The sequence below is a fragment of the Candidatus Pseudothioglobus sp. Uisw_086 genome (assembly GCF_048085745.1).
Taxonomy (GTDB): domain Bacteria; phylum Pseudomonadota; class Gammaproteobacteria; order PS1; family Pseudothioglobaceae; genus Pseudothioglobus.
This window is the reverse complement of record NZ_CP159803.1, coordinates 489,850-504,660: the sequence shown is the minus strand read 5'-3', so window position 1 is coordinate 504,660 and position 14,811 is coordinate 489,850. Positions and strand designations below refer to the sequence as shown.

Below are 14,811 nucleotides of genomic sequence, written 5' to 3'. Positions count from 1 at the left end.
AACATAATAAACATCTTTAGAGTTAATGTCAACAATTATTTGGAAAAATAAGACAAATAGTTGTTTTTTTTCAACAATTCTTTCAATCTTTCCTTTAAAGTCTTTTGCATATTGGCTTTAACATAGTTATATTTTTGCAACTAATAGGTTAATGTGTCTCTTAATCAAACAAATTTGCTTCGATAATACTTAGATTATATGAATTTGTTGGAGGAATGCAAAAAGAAAAAAACCGGGACAAGCCCGGTTTTCAATTAAACTTAAGTAAGAATTAAAATAGGTAACCACCATGTCCAGCTCCTATCATGCAAAGAAGCATTGGAACTGATAAAACCACATTAGTTCTTGAGGCCATTGCTGCAGTGAACTTAGCTTTCGCAATTTCTTCTGCGCTCGCCTCAACCATACCAAGAATTTTTTTCTGATTTGGCCAAATAAGAACCCAAACATTGAACAACATAATAGTTCCTAACCAAGAGCCTAAGCCAATCATTTCAGCTCCAGGCTTCAAAAGGAATGCGTTAGTAAAACCATAGCCCAGTGAAAGAGCCCATGCTCCTGTTAACCATGTTACGGCTGCCGACATACGGAACCATAATAAGGCTTTTGGTGCAACATACTTACCAATTGCAGCAGGCCCAGGACCGCCTTCATCAGCTAGCGCTTCTGCCATTGCAGGAACCTGAACAAAATTAAAGTAATACAAAAGTCCAACCCAAGTAACACCCGCAAGTGCATGGATCCATACACTTAGGTTACGTTGAATCAAAGATGAGCCTTCAGGAGACAAATAAAATGCAACAAGAATTGCTAAAACAAAGCCTGATGCAATAGTGCCTTTAATAGAGGTTAATGGATTCATAAAGATAACTTCCTTTAGTTATAAAATCATTATTATAAATTGTTCATTATTAATTAAATGTTTTTTTGTAATTTATATTTATAATAAGGTGTATTCAATTATTAATAAATAGCGAGGACATATTAATGCTTTTTAATTTCAAAAAACTCTTACCATGTTTTATTTTATCTCTGGGTTTATTTTCAATAATGCCAGTGTTTGCAATTGATCTTCCAGATAATATCGAATATCAAGAAACCAAACTAACTCTTAACGGTCATGGGACTCGAATAAAATTTTTTATGAAAGTCTATGAAAGTAGTCTTTACCTTGAATCTCTTAGCAGTGATGCTGATAAGATAATTAATAGTGATGCGCCAATGTCTATACGTATTGATGTCATGTCATCTTTAGTAACTCCTGATGCAATGAAAACAGCCCTTAATGAAGGACTAGTAAAATCAACTGGAAACAATACTGGCCCAATAATGGAAGAAATCAATCAACTAAATGCTACATTTAATACTGAGGTTGGTACTGGTGATTTTTATGAATTTACCTATCTTCCAAATTCAGGAACGCATGTCCTTAAAAATTCTAGCTATATCGATTCAATCCCTGGAATTGAGTTTAAAAAAGCTTTTTTTGGAATCTACCTCTCCAGCAACCCAATTCAGAAAAGTTTGAAAAAAGCCATGCTGGGAGGTTAATTTATATGAAGATTCATCCTACTTCTTTTAAAGACTGGCAGAGTTACCCAGCTACTCTTGACCCTATCCATGTAGCTTGGCTTAAAAATGCCAAAAAATCTAGTACTGCATTTGCTGTTGCAGATATTGAAGGAGTAGAGATATCTCACAAAAAGTTTTTGACTGGGGTTCTTTTATTTTCAAAAAAAATTGCTACTTACAGCCCTGAACAGAATGTTGGCCTATTGCTCCCAAGTAGTGGAGGAGGTGCAATAGCCTCTATGGCTATACTTGCATTAGGCAAAACCATTGTTAATCTCAACTTTACTGCTGGTAAAAAAGCATTAAATTCAGCGGCCGAACAAGCTGAAGTAAAGCATATATATACATCTAGAAAGTTTTTAGATAAGATGGCTGAACGGGGAATGAACTTGGAATCATTCTTTCCAAACTCAAAACTTCTCATGTTAGAAGATATTAGAGAAGAGATTTCTACTTTAAATAGGCTGGTTACTCTATTGAAAGCAATTTTAATGCCAATAAGCTTAATAAGAAAAAGTTACTTTAAAGAAGTGTCAATGAATGATACTGCGGCTATTTTGTTTTCAAGTGGCAGTGAAGGTTCTCCTAAAGGTGTTGAATTATCTCATAGTAATATTGCTGCCAATGCCAAACAAGCTGCCATAGAATTAGGAGCAGTTAGTAGTGATGTGATCATGTCTACGCTTCCAACTTTTCATGCGTTTGGCTTTGCTATTACAACTCTGATGCCTCTCTCAGAAGGCATTCCAATTGTTTGTCATGCTGATCCAAAAGATGTTGCAACTATTGCATCTGGAATCGAAAAATACTCAGGCACTATTCTTGTTGGAACACCTACTTTTTTAAGAATGTATTCTGTAAATAAGAAAGTTACGTCCAAATCTATGCAGTCTTTACGACTTGTGGTTGCTGGTGCTGAAAAATTAAGGTCAGAAGTTAGGGAAGGCTTTGAGTCAAAATTTAACATACCTGTTTATGAGGGTTATGGGACGACTGAAACCTCTCCAGGAGCTTCAGTCAACTTACCAGATATTGCTGCAACTGACTCAAATTCTAAAAGGTTACGCAATAGACCAGGCACGGTTGGAAGAGCATTTAGTGGTACTGAGTTTCGAATTGTTGATCCAGACTCCCTTGATCCTATTGCAACTGGAGAAGATGGGTTAATTTTAATAGGTGGCCCACAAATCATGAAGGGATACCTCAAAATGCCAGAAAAAACTGCAGAGGTAATTGAACTAATTGATGGTTATAGATGGTATCGAACTGGAGATAAGGGACATTTAGATGAAGATGGCTTTTTAACGATTGTAGATCGATACTCAAGGTTTGCTAAGATAGCTGGTGAAATGATCAGTTTAACAACGGTTGAAGAGGAGATATTAGATGCTTGTAATGATGTAGAACTAGAAATTGCAGCAACGTGCCTTCCAGATCAACGCAAAGGTGAAAAGATTGTACTTCTTGCCACAAAAGATATGGATAGAATTAAGCTTAAAAAAATACTTTCAGATGCCAAAATAAATCCTCTTTATCATCCAGCTAATGTTTTAAATGTTGATGAAATTCCAAAACTAGGTAGTGGAAAAACCGACTTTAGTGCAACTAAAAAGATTGCATTAGTTAACGACCAGGAATAAAAAATCATGCCTGAACTCCCAGAGGTTGAAACTACTAGAAGAGGTTTAGAGCCTCTAATAGTTGATAGAAAAATTACATCTGTTCATATCTATAAAAAAAAGCTTCGCTGGGAAATTCCAAAACATCTTATAGATACCTTAAAAAATCAAACTATCCAGAAAATTTCGAGACGTGCTAAATATTTACTAATTGACTTTACTGATGGACAACTGGTTATGCATCTTGGAATGACTGGATCAATAAGTGTTGTCCCTATTATTGAACCGCTAAAAAAACATCATCATTTTGAACTTAAATTAGATAATAATTCAAGCATGCGTTTTCATGATCCTCGTCGATTTGGCTCAATCCTTTGGCAAAAAAATGATGAGCAGCTTTCACTTCTTGAAAAATTAGGTCCAGAACCATTAAGTTATGAGTTTGATGAAAACTCTCTCTTCAATTCTTCAATTGGCAAAACAAAAAACATAAAAACATTTATTATGGACAGCAGTATCGTTGTAGGGGTTGGAAATATCTATGCATCAGAAAGTTTATTTCTAGCTGGTATATCCCCTAAAAGAGAAGCAGGAAAAACGTCAAAAAAACGGTACAAGATTCTTGTTAAGTGTATCAAAGAGGTTTTATCAGAATCAATTAATAATGGTGGCACTACCTTAAACGACTTTTCTAATGTGGATGGTGAGGCTGGTTATTTTTATCAAATATTATCTGTCTATGACCGTAAAAATATGCCATGTAATAGATGCAGTGGTACAATTAAAAAAATTGTACAAAATCAACGAGCCACTTATTACTGTTCTAAATGTCAACATTAGATAACCCCAAAGCTTTATTTCAAAGCACCTGTTCAACCAATTCAGAGCCATACGCACTTCAAAATATTGGTGATATGATGTCACCTGAATTCAGTGAAAATTGCATTATCATTGTCGATCCTGGAATGCCAATTCATAATGAGGCTTATGTCATTATTGATTTCAATGATGAGCTTTATTTCCGTCAGTTTGTATCAGAAAATGGGAGGCAGCTTTTAAAGTGCTTAAATTCGTCCTATGATGATATAGAGCTAACTGATGCTTTTGAAGTTCGTGGCTGTATCACTCAGCAAAAACAGCGTAAACAGAAATCACTTCACTATTATTTACTCGAAAAAGATAGTGGAGAAATGAAGTTTAGTAAAAAAGGCAAAGAGAAAGAAGTAGCGCCTTAGAGCCTCTCCATCCAAATTAGATGTGCCATCCTACCTGAACACTTGCCATCTCTTCGGTATGAAAAATATTGATCTGACTCTTTATAGGTACACCTATCGCCCCCACTAATTGAGCTAACTCCAAAGCTTTTTAAAACGACCCTTGCAGCTTCATACAGATCAAGATAATATTTATTGTTCAAATCAATAAAACAACTTTCAAAATTTTTATTTTTAGAAAGGTATTGAGATTTAACCTCGCCACCTACTTCAAAAGATAATTGAGAAATTGCTGGCCCCAAGTGAACCATTAAGTCTTCTCCTTTACAATTAAAAGATTCAATTAAAGATTCAATTATTCCATCAACTAAGCCTCTCCAGCCAGCGTGAGCAATTCCAACAGTAGTACCTTCCTTATTGCAAATAAAAACTGGTAAGCAGTCAGCTGTAAGTACTCCACAAACAGTTCCAAGTTTTTTGCTATAACTCGCATCAGCATCAACTATTGATGAAATTGAAGCAGCATCAACACTCTTATTAGAGTGTGTTTGATTAATCCATACTGGAGCAGAGGGTAAATTGTAGCATCTCAACAATAAGTCACGATTTGCCAATACCGAGCTCTTCTTATCATTAACATGAAGTGCCAAATTAAAGTTATTAAAGCTACCCTCACTACTCCCACCTTCTAAGATTCTTGGTGTTGAAAGTAATTTAACATTATTTGGAAAAAAATTCATTGATTTAAAATATCCAAAATTATCAAGAATCGAATTTTTTTAAGACTTCCAATAACTCTTTCATGTCAACTGGTAATGGAGCCTTCCAAGACATTGACTCCCCTGAAATAGGATGAATTAGAGTTAACTTTTTTGAGTGAAGTGCCTGCCTTTTAAAATTAAGTAGGGCATCTTTTAACTCCTCACTTGCTTTTTTGGGAAAACGTACACGTCCGCCATACATTGGGTCCCCTACCAAAGAATGCCCAACATGAGAAAGGTGGACACGTATTTGATGAGTCCTCCCAGTTTCTAAAATTGCTTTTACATGAGAGTGGCTTTTAAACCTGTCAATTGCTCTATAGTGAGTTGTCGCTTCTTTGCCGCTCATTGAGACAGCTTGCTTAACTCTATCTTTAGGATCACGGCCTATAGGCTCATCAACAGTCCCTCCAGCAATCATATGACCATAAACTATGGCAGAATATTCCCTATCAACAGAATGATTTTGAAGCTGTTCAACCAAATATTTTTGGGACTTTGCATTTCTAGCAACAACCATCAAACCAGAAGTATTTTTATCTAGTCGATGAACAATCCCTACCCTATCAAGTTTTGACAAAGAGGAATCAAAATAAAGAAGTGCATTTGCTAAAGTGCCATTCCAATTTCCAGCTCCTGGATGAGTAACAAGACCAAACTGCTTATTAAGCACAATAATATCATCGTCTTCATATACTATGTCTAGAGGAATTTTCTCAGGCATCCAGTCATTAGTTTGCTTTTGTTTTAAAGATAAAAAGACAATTTCCGTTCCATTAACCCTGTCTTTTGGCTTAAAAGTTTTTGAATTAATTAAAGCATCTCCCGACTTAATCCAGGTGGATATTTTTGAACGAGAGAAGTCTGGAAGCATTTCAGATATTGCAGCATCTATTCTTGCGCCTGCCATTCGCTTTGGGATAATAATATTTAGCAAATCCATGGCGATATTTTATATTGATAATTAAGCCATATCCAGAATAAAATTTAGATTAAAAAAAATCGAAAAAAAATCTAATTAAATAACTATCATCCTTTTAGAAGATTTGCTACTGTTATACCCATATCAGATGGAGTTGGTGCAACCATAATCCCAGCATCTTTAAGAATTACTACCTTTTCTACAGCACTTTCACCACTTGAGCTAACGATAGCTCCTGCATGGCCCATTGTTCGTCCAGAGGGTGCTGTTAGCCCTGCTATATATGCCGCCATTGGCTTATTCATGTGTTTTTTAAAATATTCAGCTACTTCAGCTTCCTGAGGGCCACCAATTTCTCCAATTATCATAACGGCTTCAGTATCATCATCATTCTCAAAATATTTTAAAATTTCTAAGAAAGAACTACCATTAATTGGGTCTCCGCCAATACCAACACTTGTACTTATGCCAATTTCCAGTTCCTTCATTTGAGAGGCTGCCTCATATCCTAAAGTTCCAGATCTTCCAATCAAGCCAACACTGCCTTGTTTATAAATATGTCCTGGCATAATGCCCAATAATGATTTTCCTGGACTAATCGTACCAGCACAATTTGGTCCAGTTAAAACCATGCGTTTTTCTTGGGGAGCACTATTGATATAACGCTTCACTCTAATCATGTCATGTGTAGGTATTCCATCTGTGATACTTACGCAAAATCTTATATTAGATTCAGCCGCCTCCATAATGCCATCAGCTGCATAGGCCGGGGGTACAAAGACAATACTCGCCTCTGCTCCTGTTGCTAATACAGCCTCTTCAACTGTATTAAATACTGGTTTTCCTAAATGTATTGACCCACCCTTTCCTGGAGTAACTCCTGCAACAATGTTTGTACCATAATCAATCATCTCTTGAGTATGAAAAGAGCCAATTCGGCCAGTTATTCCTTGAACTAAAACTGGAGTTTTTTCATCAATAAAAATACTCATGATTAATTCTTATCTCCTTTTGCTTTTTTCCATGCATATACAACTTTGTATGCTGCATCAGATAAGGTATCAGCTGTTATAACTTTTTTACCACTATCTTTTAATATTTTCTGTCCCTTTTCTACATTAGTTCCAGATAAGCGAACAACTAAAGGGATATCAATATCTCGCTTATTTAATAAATCCACAATGCCTTGAGCAACCCAATCACATCGGTTTATTCCAGCAAAAATATTAATCAGAATAGCTTCTACAGACTCATCAGACAATACTAATTCTATCGATGTTGCAACTCTCTCAGCAGATGCACCACCGCCAATATCTAGAAAATTTGCAGGCTCTCCACCCGCATGTTGAATCATATCCATTGTCGCCATAGCAAGACCTGCACCATTAATCAGGCATCCAATATTTCCATATAAAGCAACATAACTTAAATCATGCTCGGCAGCATTTGTTTCACGAGAATCCTCTTGTGTTTTATCACGAAATTCTAAAATTTCTGGCCTACGATAAAGCGCATTCTCATCAAATGTCATCTTTGCATCAATAGCCATAACTTTATTGTCAGTTGTCAATATTAATGGATTGATCTCTAATAAATTAGCATCAGTATCTCTAAATGCACGATAACACTTCATAACTGCTCGACTTGCAGCTCCAACAACTTCATTAGGTAAATCTAATGTAAAAGCCAACTGACGAGCCTGAAAAGGCTGCATTCCAACAGCAGGATCAATCATAATTTTTGAAATTTTTTCTGGTGTTTCTTCTGCAACTTTTTCAATATCCATGCCGCCTTCAGAAGAGGCAATTAAGGTGACTTTTTGAGTGGCTCTATCAAGAAAAATGCTAAAGTAAAGTTCTTTAGCAATATCACTTGCTTCTTCGACATAGATACTTGAAACCATCTTTCCTTCTGGACCAGTCTGGAGAGTTACAAGCTTATTGCCTAGAAGATTATGACAAAAATCAGCAATTTCTTGATGATTATTACATAGCTTTACACCCCCAGCTTTACCACGTGCGCCTGAATGAAGTTGGGCTTTAACAATCCATTTACTCCCACCCAGCTCACTGGCTTGATAAATTGCCTCAGTCGCAGAATGAGCAATGCCACCCTTTGGAATTGGAACTCCGTATTTGGCCAATAGCTTTTTAGCTTGATACTCATGAATATTCATGATTACGCGACAACTTTCCCATTTATTGCATTATCTGTATTGACAATATTTTCAGCCATCTTTGCAGAAGCAGCATCAATCATTCGTCCATTTAATTGGGCCGCACCTCGACCCTCTTTAGCTGCTTCATCTAATGCAATAAGAATTTGCTTAGCATGTGAAACTTCTGATTCTGGTGGCGTATAAATCTCATTAGCCAACTCAATTTGTGAAGGATGAATTGCCCACTTTCCCTCAAAACCAAGAGCTGCACCTCTTCTTGCAGCTTCTTTATAAGACTCAGGATCATTAAAGTCGCCAAAAGGGCCATCAATTGGTCGGATTCCATAGGCTCTACACGCCACTAACATTTGAGATAGGCCAGCATGCCATTGATCCCCTGGATAATTCGGATTTAATCCACCTATAACGGTTGTTCGCGCTCGACAACTTGCAGCATAGTCTGCAACTCCAAAATGCATCGCTTCAAGTCGCTCTTCACGGCCAAATTTAGCAATATCCATAACATTAGCCATGCCTAAAGTAGTTTCAATAAGCACTTCAATTCCAATTCGATGTTTAAAGCCCTTAGAAGTTTCAATTTGATTAAGCATTGCTGACAACATATAAACATCTGATGCTGTGCCTGCTTTAGGAAGCAAAATAGTATCAAGATGTTGGCCTGCCTGCTCAACCACCTCAACTACGTCGCGATACATATAATGCGTATCTATACTGTTGATTCGAACGGAAATAGTCTTACCATTACCTTTCCAATCCAGATCTTGCAGTGCGTCAATAACATTTTTACGTGCCGTCACTTTATCATCTGGTGCTACAGCATCTTCTAAATCTAAAAACACAAAATCTGCTGCACTTGATAATGCTTTTTCAAACATATTAGGACTGGATCCTGGAACTGCTAATTCACTTCTCTGAAGTCTCTGTTTTACTGGCTCATGAATAATATGACTCATAATATTTCCCTATATATATTTTTTAAAGTACTTTTAAAATAATAATATCTTTCATATTAAGACAAAATTATCAATTTAAATTTGATGTATTAGGCACATTAAATAACCACTATAGCAATAAAAAAACTTAGTGAGTTGAGTAATAATCACAGGAGATATAGGTCAAATCAACTCTTATAATATTGATCAACATAAATTTTCACAACTAAAGCTTACAACTGATAGAACTTAAAGCACTATTTAATATTTAAAGCAAGAAAAATTATCGCTATAATAAAATAAGCATGTCTATTGAATTCAAAGTAAAGAAGCTAAATCAACTTAATAAGAATGAATCATAGTTTAAATATCAAATCAATGAAGCTCTACAATAACGTAGAGAGGATATTTAACGAACTCAGAGAAATAGGCAAATCAACGTCTGACAATCTGATGGTTAAAGATTTATCTAAGTTTGACCAGTTTCACTATCATGGAACAGATGCAATTGACATATCTATAAAAAAACTTGGTATAAATGGCAATTCTAAAATATTAGATATTGGCTCAGGCATTGGTGGTCCAGCCAGATATATAGCCTATAAAACAGGAGCAAAAATTACTGCAATTGAGCTGCAATCGGATCAAAATAAGCTAGCTAATAATCTAACTAAAAAATGTGGATTATCAAATAAAGTGAATCATATTTGTGGGGATATTCTTGATTATGATTTTAAAAACGAAAAGTTTGATGCTGTTGTTAGCTGGCTTACTTTATATCACATACCCAATCATGAAATTTTATTAAAAAAGTTATGTGACTTACTTAATCCGCATGGCTTTTTTTATACAGAAGACATAACGAGTCGAATAGAATTAAGTGATGATGAGATTAAAGAAATAGAAAAAGAAATTTATGGAAAACATCTCCCTTATTTTGACAAATATATTTCAAACCTAGAGAAAAATGGGTTTGATTTAATTTACAGTGAAGATATGTCTAGCTCATGGACAGAGTTTACAAACGATAGAGTGATACAATTTAATAGTGAAAAAGAAAGAAACATAAGAGTTCATGGAAAAGAGGTTTTTGATAGCTTAAATTCATTCTACAATTTTGTTGGTAAATATTATTCAAATGGAAGGTTAGGTGGAATAAGGTGTCTTGCCAAAAAAAATACTTGAATACATCAAGCGCTAACTCTAAACTTATATAGGTGGCGTCCCGTAGGAGATTTGAACTACCTGTTTCCAGGACGAAATCCTGGCGTCCTGGGCCACTAGACGAACGGGACAAAGGGTTTTAGATGGTATTACTTTAGAACATTAAATTAAAATTTGTCCTTTTTAATTAAAAAAAATGGCATCGCGTAGGGGAATCGAACCCCTCTTGCCAGGATGAAAACCTGGAGTCCTAACCGATAGACGAACGCGACATTAAAACTATTTTGCTTGGTGGAGCTAGGCGGGATCGAACCGCCGACCTCTTCACTGCCAGCGAAGCGCTCTCCCAGCTGAGCTATAGCCCCAAGTAACTAGGATGTTTAGCAAAAGCGTAAATTATAATCTGTATCTCATTTCAGTCAAGTCAAAATTGGTAAAATAATGCATTATGGAAAAAACATATAACAGTAATCAATATTCAATCGACGTGCTCTATCATATTGGCGCCTATGAAAATTCAATTCATTTTATATTTGATGAGGCAACCAAAACATGTGCAATCGTTGATCCCGCATGGGAGTCAGACTTATTTTTAGAGAAAATAAATGATAAAGGTTATACCCTTACAGATATTTGGATTACTCACTGGCATGGTGATCATACAAATGCGGTCGATGACTTAGCTGGTAAAACAGGTGCAAAAATTACTGCTGGCGTTAATGAAATTCCTTACTTAAATATTGAAAATAAAGTTCACACAGTTAAAGATGGTGAAATCATCAATCTAGGTGAAACAAAAATAAAAATTATTGAAACCCCTGGGCATACTGCTGGTGGTATTTGCTACCTTTTAGATGAGCACCTTATTGCTGGTGACACATTATTCGTTTATGGCGTTGGCATATGCAGCCTTGCAGGCTCCAATCCAGTGACATTATTTCATTCACTTAAAAAATTATTGACTGAAGTGGGAGATGATATCCACTTATTATGTGGACATAATTATGGATCAGAGATAACAACGACAATAGCAGAGCAAAAAAAAGCAAACCCTTTTTTACTTATCAAAGATGAAGATACATTTGTCCGATATAGAATGCATGTTCATGATTCAACTAGAACGTACCCTATGTCTCCAATGACACTAGATGAAGTAAATGCCTTACTATGATAGGAATTTATGGTGGCTCCTTTGATCCTGTTCATCTTGGACACCTTCAAACAGCTACATCAATAAAAAATGAACTCAGTATTGATCGACTATTTATGCTGCCTTGCTTCGTGCCCGTCCATAAAAACTCTCTAAATTACACCTCAAAAGAAAGACTTCAAATGCTAAATCTGGCTATTAAGGAGTTCACGAGTCTTGAAATAGATACGAGAGAAATTTTACGCGGTGGAAACTCTTTCATGATTGACACCCTACTCGACTTAAAAGAGTCATTTAAAGAGGAGTCAATTTGCTTAGTTATTGGAATGGATAGCTTTATCAATTTTAAAACTTGGAAAAACTGGGATGAATTTTCAAAGTTGGTTCATTTAGCTGTGCTTCCACGAATTGGTGATCAACCAATTAGTAAAACTCTAGAAACTTTTGACACAGCAAAAAATGCTCATCAACTTAAAGCAAAACCAAATGGACACTTATATTTTTCCAATTCTCAAATGATAGATATTTCATCGAGTGATATTAGAGGTAAAATTGCCGCCAATCAAAATCTTGATAATTTTTTACCTACTTCCATAATTAGCTTTATAAAAAAATATGACACTTGACAAACAAACAAAAATTGTTGAAAACGTAATTGATGATTTAAAAGGTGAAAATGTTATAACCCTAAACGTTATGAAGCAGTGTGATGATATAGAGGCGATTATTATAGCTACCGGCAGATCAATACAACATGTCAAAAGTATGGCTACTAATGTCAGCACTGAAGCTAAGAGAGTTGGCATGGTTGTCCTAGGAATCGAAGGCAAACAACAAAGTGAGTGGGCCTTAGTTGACCTGGGTGAGGTTGTTGTTCACTTAATGACTGAAAAAACAAGAGACTTCTATAAATTAGAAAAATTATGGTCTACCGAGGAAGATGAGGATTAACCTAATTACGATTGGCAAAAAAATGCCTAATTGGATTAACCTTGGCATTGAGCACTATCAAAAACAACTTCCTAGTTACTATAATTTCACAATTACAAGCTTAGAATCTCAAAACCGAAAATCAAGCAGCTCAGAAAATTCAAAAAACCTTGAAGCAAAATTACTTCTTGAATCCGCCAGCGATTCAACACTATTGGTGGCCTTTGATGAGACTGGGACTCAAAAAACTAGTAAACAAATTTCTAAGTCAATCGAAAGCTGGCAGCTTGATGGTGAGAACGTTGCACTTTTCATTGGAGGCGCAGATGGGCTTTCTTCAGAAGTTAAACAAAAATGTCATCAGGTTTGGGGGCTGTCCAATCTAACAATGACGCACTCAATGGCAAGACTATTAGTAGTAGAGCAAATCTACCGTGGATATAGCCTACTTAATAATCACCCTTACCATAGAGAATAAAATCAGAGAATTGATTGAATGTTCTCTGGAGGTCTTCCAATAGCAACCCCCTTCTCTGTTCTGACGATTGGTCGCTCAATTAAAATTGGAAACTCATGCATTGCTTTAATTAACTCGTCTTCGCTTAAAGATTTATTAGATAGCTCCAATTCTTTGTATTTCGATTCACCCTTTCTAAGAAGTTCTCTAGCGCTTATACCCAAATCACTCAAAATTGCTCTGAGCTCTGATTCACTGGGAGGCTCAATCAAGTAATTAACAACATCAAAGTCAACTTCATTTTGTTCTAAAATAGCGACAGTTGCTCTTGATTTGGAGCAACGAGAATTGTGATAAATCTTTGCATTCATAAAACTAACTAATGAAAAAAATTCTAATTATACTCTGGCTAATAACTCCATTTCATGCAAGCCAAGCATTAAGTTTTAACGAAATAGTAGACTGGGCGAAACCTCTAATGCCATGGCATGAATCTGTTCCAGAGCTTTCATTTAGCCTAATAGATACAAAGGGTGTCATGTTTACAGAGAAAAATACTCGCGGAAAATATCTTGTTGTTAATTTTTGGGCAACTTGGTGTACTCCTTGCCTTAAAGAGATTCCTGCATTTGTAAAATTTTATGAGGAAAATTCTGATCACGTTGAGATCCTTGGACTGGATTTTGAGCCTGTAGACCTTGAAATAATTAATGATTATATAAGGCGCTTCTCGATTAACTACCCTATCGTGCTTTATAACGAAGATAACGACTCTGAATATTCAAATTTTGGAGAAATTCTAGGCATGCCAACAACTCAAATTTATAGCCCAGAGGGTGAACTAATTCATACGTTTATGGGTGAGATTACAATAGATGATTTAAACGAATTTATAATACCAGTCTCTTAGAGTCACCACCCTCATCTCGAACCATTCTTGGAACTAAATAACCTGGCAATAAGGTTTGAAGTATTTTATAAATCTCTTTGGCTCTTTTATCTGTAACTAAAAAACGCTCAGTCCCTGAAACCTTGTCAAGGAGGTGGACATAGTATGGCAATATATTAGATTCAAAAAGCTTGCTAGACAGTTCAGATAAAACCTTTGCATTATCATTTATATCTTTAAGTAATACTGACTGATTTAATAAAGTATGAACCTTTAAGCTCTCAACATTTTTCATAAACTCATCAGATATTTCCCGAGCATGATTTATATGAAAAACAAAAACAACTTTTAACCTAGTTTTGTCAAGTATATCAATCAGTTCTTGAGTAATCCTTGATGGAATTACTACAGCTGTTCTAGTATGAAGCCTAACTGTCTTGATATGGCCAATAATCTCAATTTTATTAAGTATTTTGCTAATTTTTTTATCACTTAATGTCAAAGGATCACCCCCGCTTAAGACAACTTCACTCACTTCTTTTTTATTCATTAAATAATTCTCAATATCAGGCCAGTTTTTTAAAATATCATGCGAAACATAATCAAAATTCTGTCTAAAACAGTACTGACAATGTATTGCGCACACACTAGTTGCTATTAGGAGTACTCGTGAGGGATACTTATGAATTAAACCCTTAACTGGAGAGTGCTCTTCATCTGAAACAGGTGAATCAAAAAAACCCTCAGTAGCCTTGACTTCTTTTGGAAGAATTTGAAGCATTAGTGGATCTAAAGGATCAGACTTATCAATTCTTTCTGCAAATTCAAGTGGTATTTTGATGGGAAAGTGAAAATCTTTAAAAATATTTTCGCCAAAATATTCGTTACACTCGTTAGCGCTTTTCAATGATGAGCGCGCACTCTCATTCCAAGATTTATTCATATTAATTTAGTAGTAAGCCAGCTTAACTGTGACAAAGGAATCAGTCATCATTATAATGACTCATAATCTGATTATAATT

18 protein-coding genes and 3 tRNA genes are annotated in these 14,811 nt (G+C 35.5%); 10 read left to right on the top strand and 11 right to left on the bottom strand.

The window, feature by feature from the left end:
* Nucleotides 1-271 precede the first annotated feature (271 nt).
* On the bottom strand, nt 272-862 hold the full coding sequence (locus ABXT49_RS02530; protein WP_416652911.1) for a urate hydroxylase PuuD: 591 nt from the start codon (nt 860-862) through the stop codon (nt 272-274).
* 188 nt (nt 863-1,050) lie between these two features.
* Between ABXT49_RS02530 and ABXT49_RS02525 the strand changes: the two genes are divergently transcribed.
* Genes ABXT49_RS02525 through ABXT49_RS02510 form a run of 4 tightly spaced genes read left to right on the top strand, consistent with a single transcriptional unit; the run spans nt 1,051 to nt 4,426 of the window.
* Entirely contained in the window at nt 1,051-1,551 is a 501-nt protein-coding gene (locus ABXT49_RS02525; RefSeq protein WP_416652910.1) for a chalcone isomerase family protein, read from the top strand.
* A gap of 5 nt (nt 1,552-1,556) precedes the next feature.
* Nucleotides 1,557-3,212 (top strand): AMP-binding protein, encoded by a 1,656-nt coding sequence (locus tag ABXT49_RS02520; protein WP_416652909.1) that lies wholly within the window; start codon nt 1,557-1,559, stop codon nt 3,210-3,212.
* Nucleotides 3,213-3,218: 6 nt separating this feature from the next.
* Nucleotides 3,219-4,031, top strand: a complete 813-nt coding sequence (gene mutM / locus ABXT49_RS02515) for a bifunctional DNA-formamidopyrimidine glycosylase/DNA-(apurinic or apyrimidinic site) lyase (RefSeq protein WP_416652907.1) — start codon at nt 3,219-3,221, stop codon at nt 4,029-4,031.
* A complete protein-coding gene (locus tag ABXT49_RS02510) occupies nt 4,019-4,426 on the top strand; it encodes a S24 family peptidase (protein ID WP_416652905.1) in 408 nt (135 codons plus the stop codon). The genes mutM and ABXT49_RS02510 overlap by 13 nt, the downstream gene beginning before the upstream one ends.
* Here ABXT49_RS02510 and pgeF read toward each other — a convergent pair.
* The 5 genes from pgeF to ABXT49_RS02485 all read right to left on the bottom strand — a co-directional run bounded on the left by pgeF (nt 4,423) and on the right by ABXT49_RS02485 (nt 9,220).
* Entirely contained in the window at nt 4,423-5,145 is a 723-nt protein-coding gene (pgeF, locus tag ABXT49_RS02505; RefSeq protein ID WP_416652903.1) for a peptidoglycan editing factor PgeF, read from the bottom strand. The two genes, ABXT49_RS02510 and pgeF, sit on opposite strands and share 4 nt — an antisense overlap.
* Before the next feature lie 22 nt (nt 5,146-5,167).
* Complete coding sequence (gene rluD, locus ABXT49_RS02500) at nt 5,168-6,109, bottom strand: 23S rRNA pseudouridine(1911/1915/1917) synthase RluD (RefSeq protein WP_416652901.1); 942 nt, start codon at nt 6,107-6,109, stop codon at nt 5,168-5,170.
* Between the two features lie 86 nt (nt 6,110-6,195).
* Complete coding sequence (gene sucD, locus ABXT49_RS02495; RefSeq protein ID WP_416652900.1) at nt 6,196-7,080, bottom strand: succinate--CoA ligase subunit alpha; 885 nt, start codon at nt 7,078-7,080, stop codon at nt 6,196-6,198.
* Between the two features lie 2 nt (nt 7,081-7,082).
* Nucleotides 7,083-8,264 (bottom strand): malate--CoA ligase subunit beta, encoded by a 1,182-nt coding sequence (locus ABXT49_RS02490; protein ID WP_416652897.1) that lies wholly within the window; start codon nt 8,262-8,264, stop codon nt 7,083-7,085.
* A gap of 2 nt (nt 8,265-8,266) precedes the next feature.
* Nucleotides 8,267-9,220, bottom strand: a complete 954-nt coding sequence (locus ABXT49_RS02485; RefSeq protein WP_416652894.1) for an HpcH/HpaI aldolase/citrate lyase family protein — start codon at nt 9,218-9,220, stop codon at nt 8,267-8,269.
* Nucleotides 9,221-9,550: 330 nt separating this feature from the next.
* Here ABXT49_RS02485 and ABXT49_RS02480 point away from each other — a divergent pair, with 330 nt between their 5' ends.
* Nucleotides 9,551-10,384 (top strand): SAM-dependent methyltransferase, encoded by an 834-nt coding sequence (locus tag ABXT49_RS02480; RefSeq protein ID WP_416652893.1) that lies wholly within the window; start codon nt 9,551-9,553, stop codon nt 10,382-10,384.
* 33 nt (nt 10,385-10,417) lie between these two features.
* On the opposite strand, the gene ABXT49_RS02475 is transcribed toward ABXT49_RS02480, so the two are convergent.
* The 3 genes from ABXT49_RS02475 to ABXT49_RS02465 all read right to left on the bottom strand — a co-directional run bounded on the left by ABXT49_RS02475 (nt 10,418) and on the right by ABXT49_RS02465 (nt 10,728).
* A tRNA-Glu gene (locus tag ABXT49_RS02475) sits at nt 10,418-10,494 on the bottom strand.
* Between the two features lie 66 nt (nt 10,495-10,560).
* A tRNA-Glu gene (locus ABXT49_RS02470) sits at nt 10,561-10,635 on the bottom strand.
* A gap of 17 nt (nt 10,636-10,652) precedes the next feature.
* Nucleotides 10,653-10,728 (bottom strand) — tRNA-Ala (locus tag ABXT49_RS02465).
* An 83-nt stretch (nt 10,729-10,811) separates the two neighbouring features.
* On the opposite strand from ABXT49_RS02465, the gene ABXT49_RS02460 reads away from it, so the two are divergent.
* The 4 genes from ABXT49_RS02460 to rlmH are packed head-to-tail and all read left to right on the top strand — an operon-like array spanning nt 10,812 to nt 12,921.
* Nucleotides 10,812-11,534 (top strand): MBL fold metallo-hydrolase, encoded by a 723-nt coding sequence (locus ABXT49_RS02460; protein WP_416652892.1) that lies wholly within the window; start codon nt 10,812-10,814, stop codon nt 11,532-11,534.
* Complete coding sequence (nadD, locus tag ABXT49_RS02455) at nt 11,531-12,139, top strand: nicotinate (nicotinamide) nucleotide adenylyltransferase (protein ID WP_416652890.1); 609 nt, start codon at nt 11,531-11,533, stop codon at nt 12,137-12,139. Before ABXT49_RS02460 ends, nadD begins: the two co-directional genes overlap by 4 nt.
* The gene (rsfS, locus tag ABXT49_RS02450) at nt 12,129-12,464 is read left to right on the top strand and encodes a ribosome silencing factor (protein WP_271537391.1); all 336 of its coding nucleotides are present in this window, start codon (nt 12,129-12,131) and stop codon (nt 12,462-12,464) included. The genes nadD and rsfS overlap by 11 nt, the downstream gene beginning before the upstream one ends.
* A gap of 22 nt (nt 12,465-12,486) precedes the next feature.
* A complete protein-coding gene (gene rlmH / locus ABXT49_RS02445; protein ID WP_416652888.1) occupies nt 12,487-12,921 on the top strand; it encodes a 23S rRNA (pseudouridine(1915)-N(3))-methyltransferase RlmH in 435 nt (144 codons plus the stop codon).
* A gap of 2 nt (nt 12,922-12,923) precedes the next feature.
* On the opposite strand, the gene arsC is transcribed toward rlmH, so the two are convergent.
* On the bottom strand, nt 12,924-13,271 hold the full coding sequence (gene arsC / locus ABXT49_RS02440; RefSeq protein WP_416652885.1) for an arsenate reductase (glutaredoxin): 348 nt from the start codon (nt 13,269-13,271) through the stop codon (nt 12,924-12,926).
* 11 nt (nt 13,272-13,282) lie between these two features.
* On the opposite strand from arsC, the gene ABXT49_RS02435 reads away from it, so the two are divergent.
* Nucleotides 13,283-13,810 carry a TlpA family protein disulfide reductase gene (locus ABXT49_RS02435; protein ID WP_416652883.1) on the top strand — a complete coding sequence of 176 codons (528 nt, stop codon included), beginning with the start codon at nt 13,283-13,285 and terminating at the stop codon, nt 13,808-13,810.
* On the opposite strand, the gene ABXT49_RS02430 is transcribed toward ABXT49_RS02435, so the two are convergent.
* Nucleotides 13,791-14,732 carry a KamA family radical SAM protein gene (locus ABXT49_RS02430; protein WP_416652881.1) on the bottom strand — a complete coding sequence of 314 codons (942 nt, stop codon included), beginning with the start codon at nt 14,730-14,732 and terminating at the stop codon, nt 13,791-13,793. The genes ABXT49_RS02435 and ABXT49_RS02430 overlap by 20 nt on opposite strands.
* Nucleotides 14,733-14,811: the final 79 nt, after the last annotated feature.

What these genes read in the sequence shown, in the direction of transcription:
- ABXT49_RS02480 (WP_416652893.1), top strand. Translation starts at nt 9,551, where the DNA reads ATGAATCATAGTTTAAATATCAAATCAATGAAGCTCTACAATAACGTA.
- nadD (WP_416652890.1), top strand. Translation starts at nt 11,531, where the DNA reads ATGATAGGAATTTATGGTGGCTCCTTTGATCCTGTTCATCTTGGACAC.
- ABXT49_RS02530 (WP_416652911.1), bottom strand. Translation starts at nt 862, where the DNA reads ATGAATCCATTAACCTCTATTAAAGGCACTATTGCATCAGGCTTTGTT.
- sucD (WP_416652900.1), bottom strand. Translation starts at nt 7,080, where the DNA reads ATGAGTATTTTTATTGATGAAAAAACTCCAGTTTTAGTTCAAGGAATA.
- rlmH (WP_416652888.1), top strand. Translation starts at nt 12,487, where the DNA reads ATGCCTAATTGGATTAACCTTGGCATTGAGCACTATCAAAAACAACTT.
- rsfS (WP_271537391.1), top strand. Translation starts at nt 12,129, where the DNA reads ATGACACTTGACAAACAAACAAAAATTGTTGAAAACGTAATTGATGAT.
- ABXT49_RS02485 (WP_416652894.1), bottom strand. Translation starts at nt 9,220, where the DNA reads ATGAGTCATATTATTCATGAGCCAGTAAAACAGAGACTTCAGAGAAGT.
- ABXT49_RS02510 (WP_416652905.1), top strand. Translation starts at nt 4,019, where the DNA reads ATGTCAACATTAGATAACCCCAAAGCTTTATTTCAAAGCACCTGTTCA.
- ABXT49_RS02430 (WP_416652881.1), bottom strand. Translation starts at nt 14,732, where the DNA reads ATGAATAAATCTTGGAATGAGAGTGCGCGCTCATCATTGAAAAGCGCT.
- pgeF (WP_416652903.1), bottom strand. Translation starts at nt 5,145, where the DNA reads ATGAATTTTTTTCCAAATAATGTTAAATTACTTTCAACACCAAGAATC.
- rluD (WP_416652901.1), bottom strand. Translation starts at nt 6,109, where the DNA reads ATGGATTTGCTAAATATTATTATCCCAAAGCGAATGGCAGGCGCAAGA.
- ABXT49_RS02490 (WP_416652897.1), bottom strand. Translation starts at nt 8,264, where the DNA reads ATGAATATTCATGAGTATCAAGCTAAAAAGCTATTGGCCAAATACGGA.
- mutM (WP_416652907.1), top strand. Translation starts at nt 3,219, where the DNA reads ATGCCTGAACTCCCAGAGGTTGAAACTACTAGAAGAGGTTTAGAGCCT.
- ABXT49_RS02520 (WP_416652909.1), top strand. Translation starts at nt 1,557, where the DNA reads ATGAAGATTCATCCTACTTCTTTTAAAGACTGGCAGAGTTACCCAGCT.
- ABXT49_RS02460 (WP_416652892.1), top strand. Translation starts at nt 10,812, where the DNA reads ATGGAAAAAACATATAACAGTAATCAATATTCAATCGACGTGCTCTAT.
- ABXT49_RS02435 (WP_416652883.1), top strand. Translation starts at nt 13,283, where the DNA reads ATGAAAAAAATTCTAATTATACTCTGGCTAATAACTCCATTTCATGCA.
- ABXT49_RS02525 (WP_416652910.1), top strand. Translation starts at nt 1,051, where the DNA reads ATGCCAGTGTTTGCAATTGATCTTCCAGATAATATCGAATATCAAGAA.
- arsC (WP_416652885.1), bottom strand. Translation starts at nt 13,271, where the DNA reads ATGAATGCAAAGATTTATCACAATTCTCGTTGCTCCAAATCAAGAGCA.